This window comes from Nocardia sp. NPDC055165, assembly GCF_053606985.1.
Genome location: NZ_JBSGSS010000006.1, coordinates 141903 through 165643, shown reverse-complemented (window position 1 = coordinate 165643; position 23741 = coordinate 141903). Strand labels below are relative to the sequence as shown.

Annotated in this window: 1 protein-coding gene; it reads left to right on the top strand. The window is 70.9% G+C overall.

All coding sequences use genetic code 11. The features are described 5' to 3' along the window. The first annotated feature begins 427 nt into the window (after nucleotides 1-427). Nucleotides 428-23707: a non-ribosomal peptide synthase/polyketide synthase gene (locus tag ACWFRF_RS14675; protein ID WP_452450339.1), complete on the top strand. Its 23280-nt coding sequence runs from the start codon at nucleotides 428-430 to the stop codon at nucleotides 23705-23707. The last annotated feature ends 34 nt before the right edge of the window (nucleotides 23708-23741 follow it).

The window sequence follows — 23741 nt, the reverse complement described above, 5'->3', positions numbered from 1 at the left end:
CTGCCGCCCACTCGGAGCGCAGTGCCGACCGCTGTCGGCTCGGCGTACGCGGTCGGATCGCTGGACCGTTTCTCGGCGCCGGAAAGTGTGTCGCCCCGCCGTGATTTTGACTGAATCTGGTCCGGTTTATTATTGAAACGAATACGCTTCTCCTCGTGTTCGGACGCGTGTTTCAGGTGTCGGGGTTGACGATGGAGGTCGGGAGATAGCCGAGTCATTGCTGGTTGCGTGGCGGCGAGCCGGATTGCCGCGATCGTGTCATAGCCGATCGCACTGAATCCGGTGTGCGCGGGCGGATTTCGGGCAGGGTGCCCGAGGTTGGCCGCCCCCGCGCCGATCCACCCCACCCCGGTTCGAGCCGGGGAGTTCCGAGAGTTTGTGCGGCCGCGTGGCGTTACCCGCGGCCGGTAATGGAAGGCAGTGTGCGATGACCAACCCCACTCCGGCGCGCGCGGAAACAGAACAGCTGGCGGCGCTGGTGGCGACGGTCGCGGCGATGGATCCGGCGCGGATCGCGGTCGAGTTCGACAGCACCGCGGTGTCCTATGCCGATCTCGACGCCCAGCTCACGCTGATGGCCGAGCTCACCGGTGGGGCGCTGGACGCGGAGACGCTCGTGCAGGTGGTGCTCGCCGAGCTGTTCCCCGGCGTGGTCGATGCCGCCGAGGGGACGTTCGGTGTGCTGCTGGATTCGCTCGCGGGCGATGTGATGGCGGCGCTGGGGCTGGAGGCGGTGGCCGCGGCGACGCTGGTCGATCGGTTCGCCGCGCAGGTGGCACGGACGCCGGATGCTGTCGCGGTGCAGTGCGGTGACGTCACGCTGACCTACGCGGCATTCGATGCCAGAGTGCGGGTGCTGGCGGCGCGATTGGTCGAGGCGGGCGTCGGGCCGGAGACGCTGGTCGGGTTGGCGCTGCGGCGCAGCGTCGAGCTGATCGTCGCGGTGCACGCGATCGTGCGTGCGGGCGGTGCGTATGTGCCGCTGGACCCCGATCATCCGGTGGACCGGTTGCGCTATGTGCTCGAGGTGGCGCGGCCGGTGGTGGTCGTGACACGGGCAGGCGACGAGCCGGATCTGAACGGCGCGCCGGTGCTGCGCACCGATGACATCGACTGGGACGCGGCGCCCGGCGAGGTGGTGTCCGGGGTACGGGCGGGCAACACGGCCTACGTCATCTTCACGTCCGGCTCCACGGGCAGGCCGAAGGGTGTGGCGGTCACCCACGGGGCGATCGTGGCGAACCTGGATTGGCGACAGCGCCGCTACGCCATGACCGAGGCCGATGTGGTGGTGCAGAAGACGCCTTACACCTTCGATGTGTCGGTGTGGGAGTTGTTCTGGCCCTTGCAGATCGGCGCTCGGCTGGTGGTCGCCGAGGCGGGGCGCCACGGTGATCCCGCGTACCTGGCGGCGCTGATCGCCCAGCATCGGGTCACCGTGACGCACTTCGTGCCGTCGATGCTGGCCGCGTTCGTCGGTGACGTGGGTCCCGAGGTGGATCTGTCGTCGTTGCGGATGGTGTTCGCCTCCGGTGAGGCGCTGCCCGCTGCCACGGCCGCCCGGCTGCGCGCGTTGTCGGCGACGGCGCTGCACAACCTGTACGGGCCCACCGAGGCGGCGGTCGACGTCACCGCGCACGAAGTGACCGCTCTCGACGAGGTGTCGGTGCCGATCGGGGGTCCCGCCGACGACACCGGGCTGCTCGTGCTCGACGAGAACCTCGACCAGGTACCCGTCGGGGTGGTCGGCGAGCTGTATCTGGCGGGCGTCCAGTTGGCGCGTGGGTACGTGGCGCGCCCGGGGCTCACCGCGGATCGGTTCGTCGCCAATCCGTACGGCGTGCCCGGTGAGCGCATGTATCGCACCGGTGACCTGGTACGGGAGTCGCGCGGTGAGCTGGAATACCTGGGGCGCACCGACTTCCAGGTGAAGCTGCGTGGCCTGCGAATCGAGCTGGGGGAGATCGAGGCCGTGCTGGCCGCGCACCCTCGCGTCGGCAACGCGGCGGTGGTGCTGCATCGCCATGGCGCCGGTGAGGCGCTGGTCGGTTATGTGGTGAGCGTCGACGGTGCGGTGCTCGACGAGGCCGAGCTGGTCGAGCACGCCAAGTCGTCGATGCCCGAGTACATGGTGCCGTCGCTGCTGGTGCAACTGGACGCGATGCCGATCAATGCCAGCGGCAAGCTGGATCGGAAAGCGTTGCCGGAGCCGGACTTCCGGGTGTCGGCCGCCGAATTCCGGGAGCCGCGCACGGCGACCGAGCGTACCGTCGCCGCGTTGTTCGCCGAGCTGCTCGAGGTGGACGTGGTCGGCTTGGACGACGACTTCTTCCGCCTCGGCGGCAACTCGCTGATCGCCACCCGCGCCATCGGCCGGTTGCAGGCGAACTTCGGTGTGCGGGTGGATGTTCGCGACTTCTTCGACAGCCCGACGGTGGCCGTACTCGCGAAGCTGGTCGAGGGCGGGGTGGTCGATGATCGGCCCGCGCTCGTCGCGGGTCCGCGTCCCGAGCTGTTGCCGCTCTCGCCCGCGCAGCAGCGGATGTGGTTCCTCAACCGGTTCGATCCGGAGACCGGGGCGTACAACATCCCGATCGCGGTGCGGTTGACGGGTGCGCTGGATCGGGACGCGTTGCGGGCGGCGGTGGGTGATCTGATCGCGCGGCACGAGGTGCTGCGCACGGTGTACCCCGAGGTCGACGGGGTGGGGACGCAGCGGGTTCTTCCTGTCGCCGAGGCGCTCGAAGTGCTTGCGGCCGAATTGTCTTCGAGCGACCACCCCGATGCCGGCGCCGATGGGGTCGCGGCGGGGTCTTCGACGGTGCTCGACGCCGTCAGCATCGGCGCCGAGGACCTTCCGGAGGTGTTGGCGGCCGTCGTTCTGCGCGGATTCGATGTCACGGCCGCGCCACCGGTGCGCGCGAGCCTGTTCGAGGTCGACGGTGATCACGTGCTGGTGCTGGTGGTGCATCACATCGCCTCCGACGGCTGGTCGGCCGGTCCGCTGGTGCGTGACACGATGACCGCCTACTACGCGCGTGCCGAAGGTGTGGCGCCGCAGTGGAATCCGCTGCCGGTGCAGTACGCCGACTACACCCTGTGGCAGCGTGCCGTCCTCGGCGCGGAGGACGACGCCGACTCGCAGGCCGGGCGCGAGATCGCGTTCTGGCGTGACTCGCTGGCCGGACTGCCGGACGAGTCGGGCCTGCCGACCGATCGCTCTCGCCCCGCCACCGCGTCGATGCGGGGACGCCGGGTCTCGTTCGAGCTCGATGCCGACGTGGTCGCGGCGCTGAACGCTGTTGCCGCGGAACAGGGTGCGACCCTGTTCATGGTGCTGCACGCGGCATTGTCGGTGCTGATCGCACGCCTGTCGGGCAATGCCGATGTGGCGATCGGCACGCCGGTCGCCGGGCGCGGTGCCGCCGAACTCGACGACGTCATCGGCATGTTCGTCAATACCGCCGTGCTGCGCACTCAGGTGCGTGGCGGCGAACCGTTCGCCGGCCTGCTCGACCGCGTCCGCACCGGGGATCTGGCCGCCTTCGACCACACCACCCTGCCGTTCGAGCGGCTCGTCGAGGTGCTCGCGCCGACCCGTTCAGCCGGTCGTCATCCGCTGTTCCAGGTGGCACTGTCGTTGCAGAACCTGCCGCCGACCACCTTCGAGCTGCCCGGTCTGCGCGCTGCCGCCGTCGACTTGCCCTATGACATCGAGAAGTTCGATCTCTCCCTGACCCTGCGTGATTCCGCGGCCCTTGGTCTGTCCGGCGAATTCTCCTACGCCACAGATCTGTTCGACGAGCAGACCATCACGCGCACGGTGGCCCGCTTCACCGGCCTGCTCGCCGCGATCGCCGCGGCCCCGCAGACTCCCGTCGCCGACCTGCCACTGCTGATCGACACCGAACTCGCCGAGCTGACCGCCCGCACCGGCGGCCCGTCGACTCCGGCTCCGCTGCTGCCGCAGGTGCTCGCCCGCGCCGCCGCCGACCCCACCGCGATCGCCATCCGCGACGGCGCCCGCACCCTCGCCTACGGCGAGCTCGACGACGCCTCCACCTCCCTGGCCGCCCGTCTCGCCGATCTCGGCGTCGGCACGGGCGACCTTGTCGCCGTGAGTATTCCGCGTTCGGCCGACTCGATCACCGCGATCTGGGCCGTCGTGAAGTCCGGCGCGGGTTTCCTCCCGGTCGACCCGAACTATCCCGCCGACCGCATCGCCCACATGCTCTCCGATTCCGGCGCGGCGGCGGGTATCACGATCGAGGCGGTGCGGTCGGATCTGCCGGCTACCGTGAACTGGCTCGTGCTCGATGGCACAGAACCCACGGCAGACGATGCGGCGCGGGCAGACCTGGGCGCACACGCACGTGCCGGTGACAGGACGATCAGCGTCGAGAACGCCGTCGATGCCGAGACCGGTCGCGGCGGAGTCGTGACCTCTCCCCATGCCCCCGTGGCCGATTCCCGTACGGTCGGCGCAGCAGGTGGCCGTGCGGTGAACGGCGGCGCGGCGGGTGCACGAGCGGTGGATCCGCTGGATCCCGCGTACGTCATCTACACCTCCGGCACCACCGGTCTGCCCAAGGGTGTGGTGATTCCGCACGGTGCGGTCGCGGCGTATCTGCCCGTGCAGGCCGGGCGGTACCTGGCCTGCGCCGATGCGCGCGTGCTGCACGTGGCGTCGCCCTCGTTCGACATCTCCGTGGCCGAGCTGCTGCTGACCGTGACCGAGGGCGCGACGATGGTCATCGCGCCCGCCGGGGTGTTCGGTGGGGCGGAGCTGGGGGAGTTGCTGCGGGCCGAGCGGGTGACCCATGTGGTCATCACGCCGTCGGCGCTGGCGACGGTACACCCGGAGGGCCTCGACGAGCTGCGGATGGTGGTGGTCGGTGGCGAGGCGTGCCCGCCGGAACTGGTGGCGCGGTGGACCGCCGCGATTCCGGGTCTGATCTTCCGCAACGGTTACGGCCCGACCGAGACGACCATCGTCACCAATATCAGCGAACCACTCAGTGCGACAACGGCGATCACGCTCGGCGCACCGGTGGAGGGCACGACCGAACTGGTGCTCGACGAGCGGCTGCGGCCGGTGCCCGCGGGGATCGTCGGCGAGCTGTACATCGCTGGTGCGCAGCTGGCGCGCGGCTACCATCGCAGGCCCGCGCTGACCGCCGGACGGTTCGTCACCAATCCCTTCGGCGCGCCCGGCGAGCGGATGTACCGCACCGGTGACACCGTGCGCTGGGTGCGGCGCGAAGGCTCGTTCGATCTGGAGTACCTGGGCCGCAACGACTTCCAGGTGAAGGTGCGCGGCTTCCGGATCGAACTCGGCGAGATCGACGCGGTCCTGGCCCGCCATCGGACGGTCGACTTCGTCGCCACCGTCGGTCATCGGACCGACGCGGGCGCCACCCTGCTGGTCTCCTATGTCGTGCCCGTCGCCGGTGCCACGATCGACGCCGCGACCCTCATCGCGCACACCGCCGCGCACCTGCCCTCGCACATGGTGCCCGCCGCGGTCGTCACTCTCGATGCCGTGCCGCTGACCCCCGTCGGCAAGCTCGATCGGGCCGCGCTGCCCGCACCGGTCTTCGACACCGCCGCCTACCGGGCACCGGAAACGGTGGCCGAGCAGGTGGTGGCCGCCGCGTTCGCCGAGGTCCTCGGACTGGACCGGGTCGGCCGCGACGACGACTTCTTCGATCTGGGCGGCAACTCGCTCCTGGCGACCCGGTTGATGGCGCGCATCGGCGCCGACCTCGACCTGCGCATTCCCGTCCGCCAGCTCTTCGACACCACGACGGTGCTGACGCTGGCCGCGGCCGCCGACCGTCTGCGTGGCACCGGCACCGGCCCCGCGCTGGTGGCGGGACCCCGACCCGATCCCGTGCCGCTCTCGCCTGCCCAGCAGCGCATGTGGTTCCTCAACCGCTTCGATCCCGGCTCGGCCACCGACAACATCCCGCTGGCCGTCCGGCTCACCGGTGCGCTCGACATCGCCGCACTCCAGGCCGCGATCGTCGACGTGCTGGACCGGCACGAGGTCCTGCGCACCCGCTACCCGGAACTGGACGGCAACGCCATCGCCGAGATCCTTCCGGCGACCGGCCTGCTTCCCGAGGTCCACCCGCAGATCGTGGCTGCGGCCGACCTGTCCGACGCCGTGCGTACCTTCGCCGCCACCGGCTTCGACCTCACCGTCGACGCCCCGATCCGCGCGACGCTGCTGCGTGTTGCCCCGGACACCGCGCTGGAGCATCGCGCGTCGGGTGCGCGTGACCGGGCCGATGGGCATGCCGCAGTGGCGGACTCGACGGGGTCCGCCGGTGCTGAGTACGTGCTGGTCATCGTGGTGCATCACATCGCGGCCGATGGTTTCTCGTTCGGGCCGTTGATCCGGGACGTGCTCACGGCCTACGGCACGCGCGCCATCGGTGAGGCCCCGGGTTGGGCGCCGTTGGAGGTGCAATACGCCGACTACGCCGTGTGGCAGCACACGGTGCTCGGTGATGCGGCCGATCCGGAATCGGTGGCGGCGAAGCAGCTCTCGTTCTGGCGTGACGCGCTGGCGGGGGTGCCCGAGCAGCTGGAACTGCCCACCGACCGGACCCGGCCTGCGGTCGCTTCCCGGCGCGGTGCGATGCACGGCGTCGAGATCGATGCCGCGACCCATCGGGCACTGGCGGAATTCGCTCGCGCGCAGGGCATCACGGTGTTCATGGCCGCGCACGCGGTGTTCGCGGTGCTGCTGGCACGGCTGTCGGCGACCACCGACATCGCGATCGGCACGCCGGTGTCGGGACGCGGTGCGCGTGCGCTCGATGATCTCGTCGGCATGTTCGTCAACACCCTCGTCCTGCGCACGCAGGTGGCACCCGCGACCCCGTTCGCCGCACTGGTGGCCCAGGTCCGCGAGCAGGACCTCGCCGCCTTCGGCCACGCCGACGTGCCGTTCGAGCGCCTGGTCGAGGTCCTCGATCCGGTCCGCTCCACCGCCCGCAACCCCCTGTTCCAGGTGATGCTGTCCCTCAACGAGGACACCCCGAGCGAACTCGCGCTCCCCGGCCTCACCGTCGCAGGTTTCGACCTGCCCACCGGTATCGCCAAGTTCGACCTGGAACTCACCCTCACCGAGCACCGCGACGACAACGGCACTCCCACCGGCATTTCCGGTGCCTTCCTCTACGCCACCGACCTGTTCGACGCCACCACCGTCGCCACTTTCGCTACCCGCTTGGACCGCATCCTCACGGCCGTCCTTGCCGACCCGGCCCGCCCCGTCGGCGACCTCGACTTCCTCGACGCCGCCGAGCGGACCCACATCCTGACCACGTGGAACGACACCGCCACCGAGACCGGCCACGCCGCGACTCTCGCCTCGCTGCTCGCCGACCGAGCGGCCGCAACGCCCCACGCGATCGCCGTCGTCGTCGACACCGACCCCATCGCGGCCGATGCCGCGCCGCTGGCCGCCACGACAATGGCACGGGCGCTCGATGTATCGCCCACCGCGAGAGACGAATCGGTGCAGGAGCGCCTGGAGTCGACGACGAAGCCGGGTCGTCTGTCGGCGCGCACGGTCGAGGCGGGCACGCCGGCCGAGGACGGCGCTCAGGTAGTTGCCGATGGCGCGCCCCTCGGAATCGGGGCGTCCTCGAGCGCGATTTCCCGGCTCGAACACGCGGCAGCCGATGCCATCGCCGCACACCGCGCCGGGGGTGTGGTGCCCGAGGTGCCGCTGCGTGCTGCTGATTCCACGACCGCGGTGGAGCTTTCGTACGGGGAGTTCGGCGTGCGAGTCGCACGACTGGCTCGTCATCTGATCGGGCTGGGAGCGGGCCCTGGCTCGCTGGTCGCTGTCGCGATGCGCCGTGGTGTGGAGCAGTTGGTCGCGGTGCACGCCGTGCTGGTGGCCGGGGCGGCCTATGTGCCGCTGGACCCGGATCATCCGGCCGAGCGGACCGCGTATGTGCTGGCGCAGACGGCACCGGTCTGTGTGCTGACGCTTGCCGGAATCGGTGTGGCTGTGGGCGAGTCGGTGGTGGAGGTCGACGTGCTCGACCTGTCGGAGCTGTCCGGCGAGCCGATCACCGATGCGGAGCGGGTGGCGCCGCTGCGTCCAGAGCACCTCGCGTATGTGCTGTTCACGTCGGGTTCCACCGGCAGGCCGAAGGGTGTGGCCGTGCCGCACAAGGCCGCGGTGAACCAGTTGCTGTGGTTGCAGCGGGAGTACCCGCTCGGTGCCGACGACGTGGTGCTGCAGAAGACACCGTTCACCTTCGACGCATCGGTGTGGGAACTGCTGTGGCCGTTGCACGCCGGGGCGCGCTTGGTGCTCGCCACCGCTGACGGGCATCGCGATCCGGCCTACCTGGCGGCAGCCACCGTGCGACATCGGGTGAGCGTCGTCCAGTACGTACCGTCGGTGCTCGCCGCGGTCGTGGCGGAACCGGCTGCCGCGCAGTCCGATTCGCTGCGACTGGTCTTCGTGGGCGGTGAAGCGCTGACGACCGACCTGGCGCGGCGGGTGCGCGCGATGACCGGCGCGACGGTGGTCAACCTGTACGGCCCGACCGAAACCGCCATCCAGGTCACCACGCACGAGGCCGGTGACGAACTCGGCGCCACGGTGCCGATCGGTGCACCGGTCGCCGATACCCGTGTGTACGTGCTGGATTCGCGCCTGCGTCCCGTCCCCGCGGGTGTTCCGGGCGAGCTGTACGTGGCGGGCGCGCAGCTCGCCGACGGCTATCACGGCCGTACCGAGCTCACCGCCGAACGTTTCGTCGCCGACCCCTTCGGCGCGGGCGAGCGCCTGTACCGCACCGGCGATCTGGTCACCTGGCGCACCGGTGCCGACGGTCCGGCGCTGCACTACCTCGGCCGCACCGACTTGCAGGTGAAACTGCGCGGTCTGCGCATCGAACCGGCCGAAATCGAAGCCGCGATCGCCTCGGTTCCCGGCGTCGGCCGCGTCGCCGTGCTGGTCCGCTCGGACGAAGGCCGGACCGATCAGCTCGTCGCCTACGTCGTCCGTGCTGCCGAGACGCCCGAGGTCGTCGTCGGCGACTTCGGCCCCATCGCCGGCGGCGCCGATTCCGGGGGAGGTGACGCGGTCCGTGCTGTCGACGTCGCGCCGGCTGTTCCGCGACGCGACTCGTCGGCGGCGCCCACCACCGCCGACTTCGACGCAGCGATCGCGGCGACCCTGCCCTCCTACATGGTCCCGGGCGCCTACGTCTTCCTCGACGAGTTGCCCGTGAATGCTTCGGGCAAGCTCGATCGCCGGGCACTTCCTGCGCCGCAGTCGCGGCAGCTCGACTACCGCGAGCCCGCCACCGCCACCGAGCGGATCGTCGCCGCGACGTTCGCCGGGGTGCTCGACCTCGACCGAGTCGGCGCGGGCGACGACTTCTTCGCCCTCGGGGGCAACTCGCTGCTGGCGACCCAGGTGGCGGCCCGGCTCGGTGCCGCGCTGGATGCGCGGGTGCCGGTGCGCGAGCTGTTCGAGGCCAGCACCGTCGACGGACTCGCCGTGCGGCTGGACGCGCTGCGCGGCACCGGCAGCAGGCGTGGACCGGTAGCGGGCCAACGGCCGCAGCGGATCCCGCTCTCGCCCGCCCAGCAGCGGATGTGGTTCCTGCACCGCTTCGATCCGGACTCCGCCGCGTACCACATCCCGGTTGCGATCCGGCTCAGCGGCGAGCTGGATACGACCGCGCTGCGCGGCGCCCTGGGTGATCTGATCGCCCGGCACGAGACATTGCGCACGACCTATCCCGAATTCGACGGGCGGGCGACCCAACTCGTCGGTCCGGCGTTCGTGCCCGAGCTCGCCGTCGTCGACGTGGCCGCCGATCACGTGCCCGCGACCGTGGTGTCGGTCCTCGCCGGCGGTTTCGACATCACCCGCGAGGTGCCGGTGCGCGCCGCACTGCTGCGGGTCGCGGCGACCGAATACGTGCTGGTGCTCGTTGTGCATCACATCGCGGCCGACGGCTGGTCGATGGGGCCGCTGACGCGGGATCTGGTGGCCGCCTACGCCGCCCGCGCTGTAGGTGCGCAGCCACAGCTGCCCGCGCTCGCTGTGCACTATGCCGACTACGCACTGTGGCAGACCGAGGGGCTCGGCAGTGCCGACGACCCGGACGCGCCGCTGGCCCGCCAGCTCGACTACTGGACGCGCCGACTCGCAGGTTTGCCCGATGTCCTGACGCTGCCCGCCGACCGGCGCAGGCCGCTGATCGCCTCCAACCGGGGCGCGACCTTCACCACCACCCTCGGCGCCGACCTGCATCGCGGGATCGAGGAGCTGGCTCGCGCGCACCGCGCCACTGCGTTCATGGTGCTGCACGCGGGCCTCTCGGTGCTGCTCGCGCGGCTCTCGGCCGGTACCGACATCGTCGTCGGCACGCCCGTGGCCGGGCGTGGCCATCGCGAACTCGACGACATCGTCGGCATGTTCGTCAACACGCTCGTGCTCCGTGCGCAGGTGCGCGCGGGCGCGCGTTTCAGCGATCTCCTCGACGCGGTCCGTGCCGAGGATCTCGATGCTTTCGACAATGCCGACGTGCCGTTCGAAAGCCTGGTCGACGCACTGAATCCGGCGCGCTCACAGGGGTATTCACCGCTGTACCAGATCTCCCTGGCCTTGCAGAACCAGCGCAGGACCGCCTTCGAATTGCCGGGCCTGACCCTGTCGGGGCTGACCCTGCCGGATGCGCCGATCGAAGTCGATCTGGACTTCACCTTCGTCGACCGTTTCGCGCCCGACGGCGCACCTGACGGGCTCGACCTCGAACTGCGCTACGCCACCGATCTTTTCGACGCCGACACCATCGCGACCATGGTCGCGATGCTCGATCGGGTGCTGCGGGACGCGGTCACCGCCCCCGGCACCGCGGTCGGCGACCTCGCCTTGCTGGCCGACACCGCCGCGGCCACAACGCCGGCGCGGCACCACGGTGAGGTGGTGCCACTCGACAGCGCGCTCGCGGAACTGGGCCTGCGCGCCCCACTCGCCGCCCACCTGCTCGATGCCGCGGCAGCGCGAGCTCCCCACGCCGTGGCGGCGATCTTCGAAGGCGTCGAGATCACCTACGGCGCGCTCGCTGCCAGGGCGAACCGGTTGGCGCGCAGGTTGATCGACTGCGGTGTCGGGCCGGAAACACCGGTGGCCGTGGCTGTTCCGCGCAGCATCGAACTGCTGGTGGTGCTGCACGGTGTACTCGCCGCCGGGGGCGTGTACGTGCCGATCGACGCGGGCCAGCCCGCCGAACGCATCGGGCATGTGCTGGCGACCGCCACCCCGCGACTCGTCGTCGTCGCGGGGGCCGGTGACCTCGACCATGTGGACAGCGGTATCCGATCCGCCACGGCCTCGGTGCATTTCGCCGCCGCGTCGCGCTCCGGGGTTGCGGTGCTCACCGTCGGCCAGCTCGAGGACGTAGCGCAGGATACGGTGGCAGCCGGCCCGGTCACCGACCTCGAACGCCTGGCGCCGCTGCACCCCGAGCACCCGGCGTACGTGCTGTTCACGTCCGGCTCCACCGGTACGCCGAAGGGCGTGCTGATCTCGCATCGCGCCGTGGTCAACGAGATCTGCTGGCTGCGTGGCGAATACGGCATGACGTCGGCCGATCGCTTCCTGCAGCGCGCGCCCCTCACCTTCGACGTCTCGCTCTGGGAACTGCTGGCGCCCGCGCTGCTCGGCGCCCCGCTGGTGCTGTTGCGCCCGGGCGGTCACCTCGACCTGGAATATCAAACGCGAGTGGTGCGCGAGCAGGGCGTCACCATCATGGAGATCGTGCCGTCGGTGCTGGCCGCGATGCTCGCCGAAGGGCTCGGCGACGCGCTGAGCGGGCTGCGCATGCTGCACGTGGGCGGCGAGGAACTGCCCGCGCCACTGGCGGCCACCGTCCTCGCCACGATCCCCGGCGAACTGCACAACACCTACGGCCCCACCGAAGTGGCGATCACCAGCACGTTCCAGCGGATCACCGCGCCGGTCGAGCAGACCGAGCTGCCCATCGGCAGGCCGACCTGGAACGTGCGCGCCTACGTGCTCGACGAGCGCCTGCACCCGGTGCCCGGCGGTGTCGCGGGCGAGCTGTATCTCGCGGGTGATCAGCTGGCCCGAGGCTACCTGGGCAGGCCCGACCTGACCGCCGACCGCTTCGTCGCCGACCCGTTCGGGGCGGACGGAACCCGGATGTACCGCACGGGTGACCTCGTTCGCCGCGATCGCGACGATGCGCTGGTCTACTTGGGCCGCAACGATTTCCAGGTGAAGATCCGGGGACTGCGGATCGAGCTGGGCGAGATCGAGGCCGCGCTCGGCGACGCACCCGGCGTCACCCACGCGACTGTGCTGCCCGCCACCGACGACGCCGGTCGGCAGTGTCTGGTCGGATATGTCGCGGGCGAGGTGGACAGCGTGGCGGTGCGTGCCCACGTCGCGGGCCGGGTGCCCGCGTACATGGTGCCCTCGCACCTGGTCGTGCTCGACACCGTGCCGCTCAACTCGGCGGGCAAACTGGATCGGGCCGCGCTGCCCGCCGCCGATCTGTCCGTCACCACCGAATACGTGGCGCCGCGACCGGGTGCGCAGACCGCGCTCGCCGGTGTGATCGGCGAATTGCTCGGCGTGGCACGCATCGGCGCCAACGACGACTTCTTCGCCGTCGGCGGCAACTCACTGCTCGCGATGCGTCTGGTCGCCCGGGCCAACGCGGCCCTCGGCAGTGCGCTGGACGTGCGCGATGTGTTCGACGCCCCGACCGTCGCCGGACTCGCCGAGCGTGCGGGCGTCGGCGGCGAACAGTCGCCGCCACTGACCGTGGTGCGACCGCGCCCGGATCGAATCCCGCTGTCGCTGGCCCAGACTCGCCTGTGGTTACTGAACCGGATCGATCCCGAATCGGCCGTCTACACCCTGCCGATCGCATTGCGCCTGACCGGCGATCTCGACACCGGCGCCCTGTGGGCGGCGCTGGCCGACGTCCTCGACCGGCACGAATCACTGCGCACCATTTTCCCCGAAGACGCCGACGGCCCGACCCAGGTGGTCCTTCCCGCCGACGCGGTGCTGCCCGCTGCCGTCGTGCGCGAGATCGCCGAGGGTGAGCTGGCCGCTACCGTTCGCTCGATCATCGGCCAGGGTTACGACCTGACCACTCAGCCGCCGCTGCGCGCCGCGCTGCTGCGCCGGGAAACGCCGGTCGAAGCTGTCGACCGCCGACCAGTGGTCGGCGATGCCACGCCGCGTCTCGCGGCCGTGCATTGCGTGGGTTCGCACCAGACAGAGCACGTGCTGGTGCTCGCTGTACATCACATCGCCGCCGATGGGGTGTCGACGACGCCGCTGGCGCGGGACCTCATCGCCGCCTATGCCGCGCGCGCCGCGGGGATCGCTCCGGTGTGGGAGCCGTTGCCGGTGCAGTATCCGGACTTCACCCTGTGGCAGCGTGCCGTGCTCGGCGACGCGGCCGACCCGCAGTCGCGCCTGGCGCGGCAGTCGGCGCACTGGCGTGACGAATTGGCCGGGATCGCACCGGTTCTCGAACTGGCGACGGATCGGCCCCGGCCCGCCGTCCGCGCGGGTGCGGGTGGGGCCGTCGGGTTCGAGGTGCCCGCCGATGTCGTGGCGGGGATCGAGGCGCTGGCCCGCCGCCACGGGGTGTCCACCTTCATGGTGGTGCACGCGGCGTTCGCGGTGCTGCTGTCTCGTCAGGGCGCAGGCGCGGATGTGCTCGTCGGCACGCCGGTCGCCGGGCGGGCCGATGCCGCGCTCGACGACCTGGTCGGCATGTTCGTCAACACCCTCGTGTTGCGGACGGCGGTCGATGCCGGTGCCGGGTTCGGTGAACTACTGGCCGAGGTGCGCGACGCTGATCTGCGGGCCTTCGCACACGCCGACCTGCCGTTCGAGCGGCTCGTCGACGAGCTCAATCCGAGCCGCTCCACGGCGTATTCGCCGATCGTGCAGGTGATGCTCGCGTTCGAGCATCGCGAGGACACCATCATCGAGTTGCCCGGACTGCGGATCGACGAGTTCGCTCTGGACGCGGCGACCACCCAGTTCGATCTGTCGCTGGCGATCAACGAGATCGTCGGCGCCGCGGGGGAGCCCGGCATGCGCGGGTGGCTGCGCTACGCCACGGATCTGTTCGACGCCGACACGGTGGCGGCGTTCGGTGCGCGGTTCGTGCGGGTGCTGAGCGCGGTCGTCGCCGACGACAGCATCGCGGTCGGCGAGATCGATCTGCTGGATGCCGCCGAGTCCGCCCAGCTCGCGGCGTGGAACGACACCGTGGCCCCGCTCGGCGCCGAGGCGACGCTGGTCTCGATGTTCGCCGCGCAGGCCGCGCGTACCCCCGACGCGATCGCCCTGGAGTTCGAGGGGCAGCGGATCACCTATGGCGAGTTCGCGATGCGTGTCGCCCGCCTCGCGCGTTGGCTGATCGCCGAGCAGGTCGGTCCCGGCGCGGTCGTCGGTGTCGGGCTGCGGCGCGGCATCGATCTCCTGGTCGCCCTCTACGCGGTCCAGGCCGCGGGCGCCGCCTATCTGCCGCTGGATCCCGACCACCCGGCCGACCGGATCGCCGACATCCTGGCGACCGCGGCCCCGGTCTGTGTGCTGGCCGCCGCCGACTTCCCCGAAACCGGCGCACGCACCGCGGTGCCCGCCGCGCAGGTCGAGTCCGGCTACCGGCCGGTCGAATCCGGCACCGAGCCCGGCATTCGTCGTGTCGAGCCCGGCGCGCTCGATCTTTCCGGGTTCGCAGTCGACCCGGTGACCGATGCCGACCGGATCCGGCCGTTGCGTGCCGCGGACCTGGCGTATGTGCTGTTCACGTCCGGCTCGACCGGTAAGCCCAAGGGCGTCGCGGTGACCCATGCCGCGATCGTCAACCGTCTGGTGTGGATGCAGGATGCCTACCGGCTCGACGCGGCCGGCACCGTGCTGCACAAGACGCCGATCACCTTCGATGTGTCGGTGTGGGAACTGTTCTGGCCCTTGCAGATCGGCGCCACCCTGGTGATCGCGCGGCCCGACGGGCACCGCGACCCCGCCTACCTGGCCGAGGTCATCACCCGCACGGGTGTCGGCGTCGCGCACTTCGTGCCGTCGATGCTGGCGGCCTTCCTCGCCGAGCCGCGTGCGGCCGACTGTGTCTCGCTGCGGCAGGTGTTCGCCTCCGGTGAGGCGCTGCCCGCCGCCGCTGCCCAGCGCCTGCGCGCGCTGGTCCCCGGTGTCGCCGTGCACAACCTGTACGGACCCACCGAGGCCGCGGTCGACGTGAGCTTCCACGAGGTCACCGACGCCGACACGGTCACGGTGCCGATCGGCGCCCCGGTCGCCAACACCGCCCTGCACGTGCTCGATGCCCGCCTGCGTCCCGTTCCCGTCGGCACACCGGGTGAGCTGTATCTGGCCGGCGTCCAACTCGCCCGCGGCTACCTCGCCCGCCCGGATCTGTCCGCCGACCGCTTCGTCGCCAACCCCCTCGGTGCCCCCGGCGACCGCATGTACCGCACCGGCGACCTCGTGGTCCGCACTCGCTCGGGCGAACTGGAATACCTGGGCCGCACCGACTTCCAGGTGAAACTGCGCGGCCTGCGCATCGAACTCGGCGAAATCGAGGCCGTTCTCACCGGTCTCGACACCATCGAACGGGCGGTGGTCACGGTCCGTGACGACGGCACCGGCGACTACCTCACCGCCTACCTGCTCGGCGTCCCGGGTGTGGACCTCGACGTGGTGAAATCCGCTCTACAGCAGGCACTTCCGGTCTACATGGTGCCGAGCGCGTTCGTTGTTCTCACGGAGTTCCCGGTCAATTCCTCGGGCAAGCTCGATCGGCGGGCGCTGCCCGCGCCCGAGCTGGCCGCTCGTGAATTCCGTGCTCCGGCGACACCGTCGGAGCAGTTGGTGGCCGGGGTCGTCGCCGAGGTGCTCGGTGTCGAACTGGTCGGTGCCGAGGACGATTTCTTCGATCTGGGCGGCAACTCGCTGATCGCGACCCGGGTCGCGGCGCGCCTCGGTGCGGCGTTGAACCGGCAGGTGCCCGTGGCGCGGATCTTCGAGACGCCCGTGGTGGCCGCGTTGGCTGCCGCGCTCGACGCCGCGGGCGGCGCGGCGCGGCTGGCGCTGGTGGCGGGGGAGCGGCCCGCTTCGATCCCGCTCTCGCCCGCCCAGCAGCGCATGTGGTTCCTCAACCGGTTCGATCCGGACTCGGCCGGCTACAACGTGCCGATCGCGGTGCGACTCGGTGGCGCGCTCGATCTCGACGCGCTCGCCGCCGCGGTGGACGATCTCATCGACCGGCACGAAGTACTGCGCACCTATTACCCCGAGACCGCCGAAGGTCCGGTACAGCGGATCGTGTCCGCCGCCGAAGCCGGTGTGGCTCTGCGGGTTCAGTACCTCGCGCCGGCGGAGATCGTGGCTGCCGTGACAGCGCTGGCCGCCACCGCCTTCGATGTCACGGCCGGTGTGCCGTGGCAGGTGGTGCTGTATCGGATCAGCGCCGACGAGGCGGTGCTCGCCATGGTCGTGCACCACATCAGCGCCGACGGTTCGTCGATGCCGCCGCTGGTGCGCGACCTGATGACCGCCTACCTCGCACGACGCGACGGTACGGCCCCGTCGTGGACGCCGCTGCCGGTGCAGTACGCCGACTACGCGCTGTGGCAGCGCGCGCTGCTCGGCGACGAAGCCGATCCCGACTCGGTGGCCGCCCGCCAGCTCGACTTCTGGCGCGCCGAACTCGCCGACCTCCCCGATGAACTCGCGTTGCCGCTGGACCGCCCGCGCCCGGCGGTGCGGACCCTCGCCGGTGGGACCGTGCCGGTGACCCTGGACGCGGGCACCCACGCCCGGCTCAGCGCGCTGGCCAGGGAGTCCGGCGCAACGCTGTTCATGGTCGTGCACACCGCGTTCGCGGCGCTGCTCGGTCGCCTCTCGGGCAGCGCGGACATCACCGTCGGCACGCCGGTCGCCGGGCGCGGTGAGGCCGCGCTCGAGGACCTGATCGGCATGTTCGTGAACACGCTGGTCTTCCGAACCCGGCTGCGCGCGGGAGAGTCGTTCCAGCAGTTGCTGATTCGCCAGCGCGCCACCGACCTCGCCGTGTACGCCCATGCCGAGGTGCCGTTCGAGCGTCTCGTCGAGGTGCTCGATCCGGCCCGCTCCACCGCCCGGCATCCGCTGTTCCAGGTCGGCTTCTCGTTCCAGAACTTCGAGCGTGCCGAGCTGGCCCTGCCCGGGATCACCGTGTCGGGGCTGGACACCGAGAACGAGCTGTCGCAGTTCGATCTGCACCTCATCGTCAGCGACGAGTACGCGGTCGACGGTGCGGCCGCGGGCGTCACCGGCGTCCTCACCTACGCCCACGACGTGTTCGACACCGAGACCGCGGTGGCGATCGCCGGACGGCTGGAACGCCTGCTCACCGCTGTCGCGGCATCGCCGCGTACACCGCTGGATTCGGTCGAGGTGCTCGAACCGGTCGAGCGCACGCGCATCCTCACCGAGTGGAATGCCACCACCCACGAGATCGACGGCGCCGCCACGCTACTCACCGCGTTCCGTGCGCAGGTTCGGGCTACCCCGGACGCGACAGCGCTCGTGTTCGAGGACACGGCCCTGACCTACGCCGAATTCGACACCCGGGTCAACCGCCTGGCCCGGTACCTGATCGAGGAAGGTGTCGGCCCCGACGCCTTGGTGGGGCTCGCCATCCGGCGCTCCACCGAACTCGTCGTCGCCTTGTACGCGGTCCTCACCGCGGGCGGCGCGTACGTGCCGATCGATCCGGATCACCCGGCCGACCGGATCACCCAGATCCTCGACACCGCGCGGCCACACCTCGTCCTCACCACCGCCGCAGACGCATTCGACAAGCCGGCACCGGCTGACGGTTCGTCCGACTCGCCGTTCCGGGTGATCGGCAGTGATCGCGGATCGCCGATCCCGGGAGTCGAGGGCGGCGAGACCGCGCCAGGTGGTTCGCGGACCGCGGGGCCGACCGGGGTTGTCGTGCTCGATGACGTCGACACTGCCCGTTACCCGGGTCATCCGGTCGTGGAGTCCGAACTCCGCGCCCCCCTGCGGGATTCGAACCTCGCCTACGTGCTGTTCACCTCCGGCTCGACCGGCGAACCCAAGGGCGTGGCCATGAGTCATGCCGGCATTCGCAACCAGATCGCCTGGCTGATCGATCAGTACGCGATCGACGGTGACGATGTGTACCTGCAGAAGTCCGCGGCCGGGTTCGACTTGTCGGTCTGGGGCTTCTTCGCACCGCTCGCAGCGGGCGCGACGCTGGTGCTCGCCACCCCGGACGGGCATCGCGACCCGCTGTACCTCGCCGAACTGGTGGCAGCGCGGCAGGTCACCGTCGTCGACTTCGTGCCGTCGATGCTGGCAGTGTTCGCCGCGCACGCCGACGCCGAGCACCTGGCCGGTCTGCGGCTGGTGCTCGCGATCGGTGAAGCGCTCACTCCGGAGACAGTCGGCGCGCTGCGGGCGAAATCGGCTGCGGCGGTGCACAACCTGTACGGGCCGACCGAGTCCGCCGTGTCGGTGACGGCGTGGCCCGCCGACGGTGCGACCGGGCAGACGGTGCCCATCGGTGTGCCCGAATGGAATTCGCGTGTGTACGTGCTAGACGAACGGCTGCGCCCGGTCGCACCGGGAGTGGCCGGCGAGCTGTACCTGGCGGGTGACCAGCTCGCTCGCGGGTACCTCGGCCGCACCGCGCTCACCGCCGACAGATTCGTCGCGGACCCGTTCGCCGGGGCGGACATCCAGTCCGGCGCGGCAAGCACCGTCGCGGACGCGGGTCTCGACACCGCGTATTCCGTCGGTGACGGCCGCGACCGGCATCGCCGGGGCGCGAGAATGTATCGCACCGGAGACCTGGTGAAGTGGACTCGCGACGGCGTACTGGTCTATCTGGCGCGCATCGACTTCCAGGTGAAGTTCCGTGGTCAGCGCATCGAACTCGGTGAGATCGAGGCCGCGCTCGGCGGATCGGCCGGGGTCGGTCAGGCCGCGGCGGTGGTCGCGGCGAGTGCGACCGGTGACCAGCTCGTCGGCTATGTCGTGCCGAGGCCGGGCATCGCGCTGGATCCGGCCGCCCTGCGGTCGGGCCTCGGCGCGGTGCTGCCGTCCTACATGGTGCCGTCGGTGATCGTGGTGCTCGACGCGTTCCCGCTCAACACCTCCGGCAAGCTCGACCGCAAGGCGCTGCCCGCACCGGAATTCGTGGCCAGGCCGTTCCGGGCGCCGGTCAGCGCGGCGCAGCGGGCGGTGGCCGAGGTGTTCGGTGAGGTGCTCGGGCGCGAGCGGGTCGGGCTCGACGACGACTTCTTCGAACTCGGCGGCAACTCACTCATCGCGACCAGGGTCGCCGCCCGCCTCGGCGCGACCATGTCGACGCGGGTGCCCGTGCGGACCCTGTTCGAAGCGACCACCGTGGCCGACCTGGCCGCCGCGCTCGCGACCACGGCCGGCAGCGGCGCGGGGATCGCGTTGACATCCGGCGAACGACCGGCCCGGATACCGCTGTCCGCGGCCCAGCAGCGCATGTGGCTGCTCAACCGCCTCGATCCCGAGTCCGCCGCGTACAACATCCCGATCGCGGTGCGGCTCACCGGTGATGTCGATGCCGGCGCGCTGGCCGCCGCGGTCACCGACGTGCTCGACCGGCACGAGGTGCTGCGCACGGCCTACCCTGCCGTCGACGGGATCGGGCACCAGGCGGTGTGGGAGTTCGTGCCGACGCCGGTGGTGGAGACCGTGGACCCCATCGCGGTACCGGCGATCGTCGCGGCCGAGATCGGGCGCGGATTCGATGTCACCGTCGCGCCGCCGGTGCGGGTGCGCGTATTGCGCTGCGCGGCGGACGAAGTCGTGCTGGTCGTGGTGATCCACCACATCAGCGCCGACGGGTTCTCCGCCGGGCCGCTGCTGCGTGACACCACCGCCGCCTACCTCGCCCGTCGCGCGGGGAGCGAACCCGGGTGGGCGCCGCTGCCGGTGCAGTACGCCGACTACACGCTGTGGCAGCGTGCCGTGCTGGGCAGCGAGGACGACGCCGAGTCGGTCGCCGCACGGCAGCTGCGGTTCTGGCGCACCGAGCTGGCCGGACTGCCCGGGTTGCTCGAATTGCCCGCCGACCGGCCGCGGCCTGCTGTCGCGTCGCATCGTGGTGCGAGCGTTGACACTGTTGTGCCGCCGACGGTATGGCAGCGGGTGGCGCGGTTGGCGCGTCGCGCCGACGTGAGCGAGTTCATGGTTGCCCATGCCGCGCTGGCCGCGTTGCTCGCGCGACTCGGTGGCGCCGGCGACATCGCGATCGGCACCCCGGTGGCGGGTCGCGGTGAGCAGGCCCTTGACGATCTCGTCGGCATGTTCGTCAACACGCTGGTGCTGCGCACCGGTGTCGACCCCGCAGCGTCGTTCAGTTCGCTGCTGCGCGAGACCAGGCGGGTGGATCTGGATGCCTTCGAGAACGCGCAGGTGCCGTTCGAACGGCTGGTCGACATGCTCGACCCGACCCGCTCGACCGCGCACAGCCCGCTGTTCCAGGTGATGCTGGCCTTCCAGAACCTGGCCGCAGGCCCGGTCGAGGTGGTCCTGCCCGGCCTCACCGTGACCGGACTGGACGCCGACGCCGCCATCGCCAAGTTCGACCTGGATCTGGTCCTCACCGGCACCGCCGACGGTGGTTGCGCGGTGAGCGTGACCTACGCCACCGATCTGTTCGACGCCGAGACGGTCGCCCGCATCGCGGACGGGTACGTGCGGATCCTCGACGCGGTCACGGCGAACCCGGAAGGTGCGGTCGGTGATATCGACCTGCTCACCGACGGCGACCGTCAGATGCTCGAGAATTGGTGTGACACCGCGCATCCGGCCGACGATGCGTGGCCGGTCGCGGCGACCGAGGATGCGAGGTCGCTGCCGGGCGACATCGCTCACGTCGGCGCGGTCGGCGTTCTGCCGACAGCGTTCGATCGCCGAGCCGCGGCGACACCGGACGCCGTCGCGCTCGTCGACGGTGACCTCGTTCTCACCTACGCCGAATTCGCGGCGCGGGTGAACCGGCTCGCCCGCCATCTGATCGACCACGGTGTCGGGCCGGATCACGCGGTGGCGGTGGGGGTTCGGCGCTCGGCCGAGTTGCTGGTCGGCGTGTACGCGGTGCTGGCGGCGGGTGGCACCTACGTGCCGATCGATCCGGATCATCCGGCGGAGCGGATCACCCGCATCCTGCGGATCGCGCAACCGGTCTGCGTGCTCACCACCAGCGGCGATGCTATGGACCTCCCACTGCGCGGGCACGAGGTGATCACGCTGGACACCGTCGATCTCGCGGGCTTGCCGATAGCGCCGATCGCCGACGCCGAACGGGTGGCGCCGTTGCTCCCGGAGCACACCGCGTACGTGATCTTCACGTCCGGGTCGACCGGTCTGCCCAAGGGCGTCGGCGTGCCGCATCGCGCGATCGTCCACCAACTCGACTGGCTGGCACAGCAGTTCGGCTTCGCTGCCGGTGACAGGGTGCTGCACAAGACGCCGATCACCTTCGACGCCTCGATCTGGGAGCTGTTGCTGCCGCTGCGGGTGGGCGCCCGCACGGTCATCGCCCGGCCCGGTGGGCACGGGGACCCGGCCTACCTGGCCGCGCTGATCACCGAACACCACATCGACACAGCGCAATTCGCCCCAACCCTGCTCGCGGCCTATGCGGCGCATGTGCGGGAGGCGGCCACTGCGGGGAACAGTGTCGTGAGTACGACGCTACGGCGGGTGTTCGCCGGTGGCGAGGCGTTGCCCGCCGGGCTGGCACAGCAGGTGCGCGCACTGACCGGCGCGCAGGTGGTGAACCTCTACGGGCCGACCGAGACCACGGTGCAGGTGAGTGCGCACCGGGTGACCGATGACGACGTCGTCACGGTGCCGATCGGTGCGCCGGTGTGGAATACGGGGCTCTACGTGCTCGATGCCAGGATGCGTCCGGTGCCGCCGGGGGTGACCGGTGAGCTGTATGTCGGTGGCGCGCAACTCGCACACGGGTACATCGGGGCCGCCGAGCTCACCGCGGAGCGGTTCGTCCCGGACCCGTTCGGTGCGTCCGGCGCTCGGATGTATCGCACCGGCGACCTCGTTCGCCTGCGGGGAAGCGACACCCCGGCACTGGAATACCTCGGGCGTGCCGACCTGCAGGTGAAGCTCAACGGCCAGCGCATCGAACTCGGTGAAGTGGAAGCCGCGCTGCAGCGGCGGCCCGGGGTGGCGCAGGCCGCGGCGGCCGTGGTGTCCGGGGTCGGCGCAGATCGACTTGTCGCGTACGTGGTGGCGTCACGGAACAAGGAATCCGATGGCATTGCCGGTGCGCCCACTACCGTCGGAGCAGGTCCCGGTGCGGCGGTCGACGGCACTGTGACACACGCTGGTTCGGGATTCGATGCGGCCGTGCTGCGGGCGGCGCTGGCCACCGAACTACCCGGCTACCTGGTGCCCGCCGTGGTCCTCGAGCTGGACGCGTTGCCGGTCAACACCTCCGGCAAACTCGACCGCGGCGCACTGCCGCGCCCGGAGATCCGCCAGGCGACCTATCGGGCGCCGATCACCGAGACCGAGCAGCTCGTCGCAGGCGCCTTCGCCCGGGTACTCGGACTGGACCGCATCGGCATGGACGACAACTTCTTCGACCTCGGCGGCAACTCCCTCACCGCGGTCCAGCTGTCGTCTCGACTGAGCGAAGCACTGGGCAGCCCGGTGCCGGTGGCGTGGTTCTTCACCGACCCCACGCCGGCGGTCGTCGTGGAACGGCTACGCGCCGACGATGATTCGAGCGATGACGCGTTCGCGGTCCTGCTCCCGCTGCGCGCCGGCGGCACCGGCGCGCCGCTGTTCTGCATCCACCCCGTCGGCGGTGTGTCCTGGTCGTTCGCCGGACTGACCCGCCACCTCGACCCGCAGCGCCCGATCTACGGGTTGCAGTCGCCTGCCCTCACCGCCGACGAACCGCTGCCCGCCACGATCGAGGACTGGGCGCGCCGCTACATCGCCGCCATCCGCGAGGTGCAGCCGGAAGGGCCGTACCACCTGCTCGGCTGGTCGCTGGGCGGGCTGCTGGCCCACGCCGTCGCCACCGGCCTGCAAGCCGACGGCGAACAGGTGGCACAGCTGGCCATGATGGACAGCTGGCTCGGCGACGGACCGCAACAGACTGCGATGCCCACCGTCGGCGACCTGCTCGGCGGGCTCGCCGGTGACGATCTCGCGTTCGACACCGACGGTCTCGCCGCCGCGGCCGCGGGCATCGGCGGACCACTGGCGGCACTCGATCGCGACCGCATCGCCCGCATCATCGACGCCGCCACGGCCTCGATGCGGATGGTCGACGAATACCGGCCACGTCGCTTCGACGGCGACCTCGTCTACTTCGCCGCCACCGTCGACGATCCCAGCGGATCGCGTGGCGCGGCGAGTTGGGCCACCGCCGTCGACGGCACGGTCCACCGGCACGCCATCCCCGCCACGCACTGGGCGATGGCGGGGGAGGCGGCGCTGGCCCGGATCGCGGATGTCCTCGACGGGAGCGGATCCGAGACGCGCGGGCTCGCAGGAGAGGACCCGGCGACGAGGGCCGATGCGCGGGCGGGGGCGATGGGCGCATAGAATCGCGGAGCCGGCCGTCGTGCCTGCGGCCTGC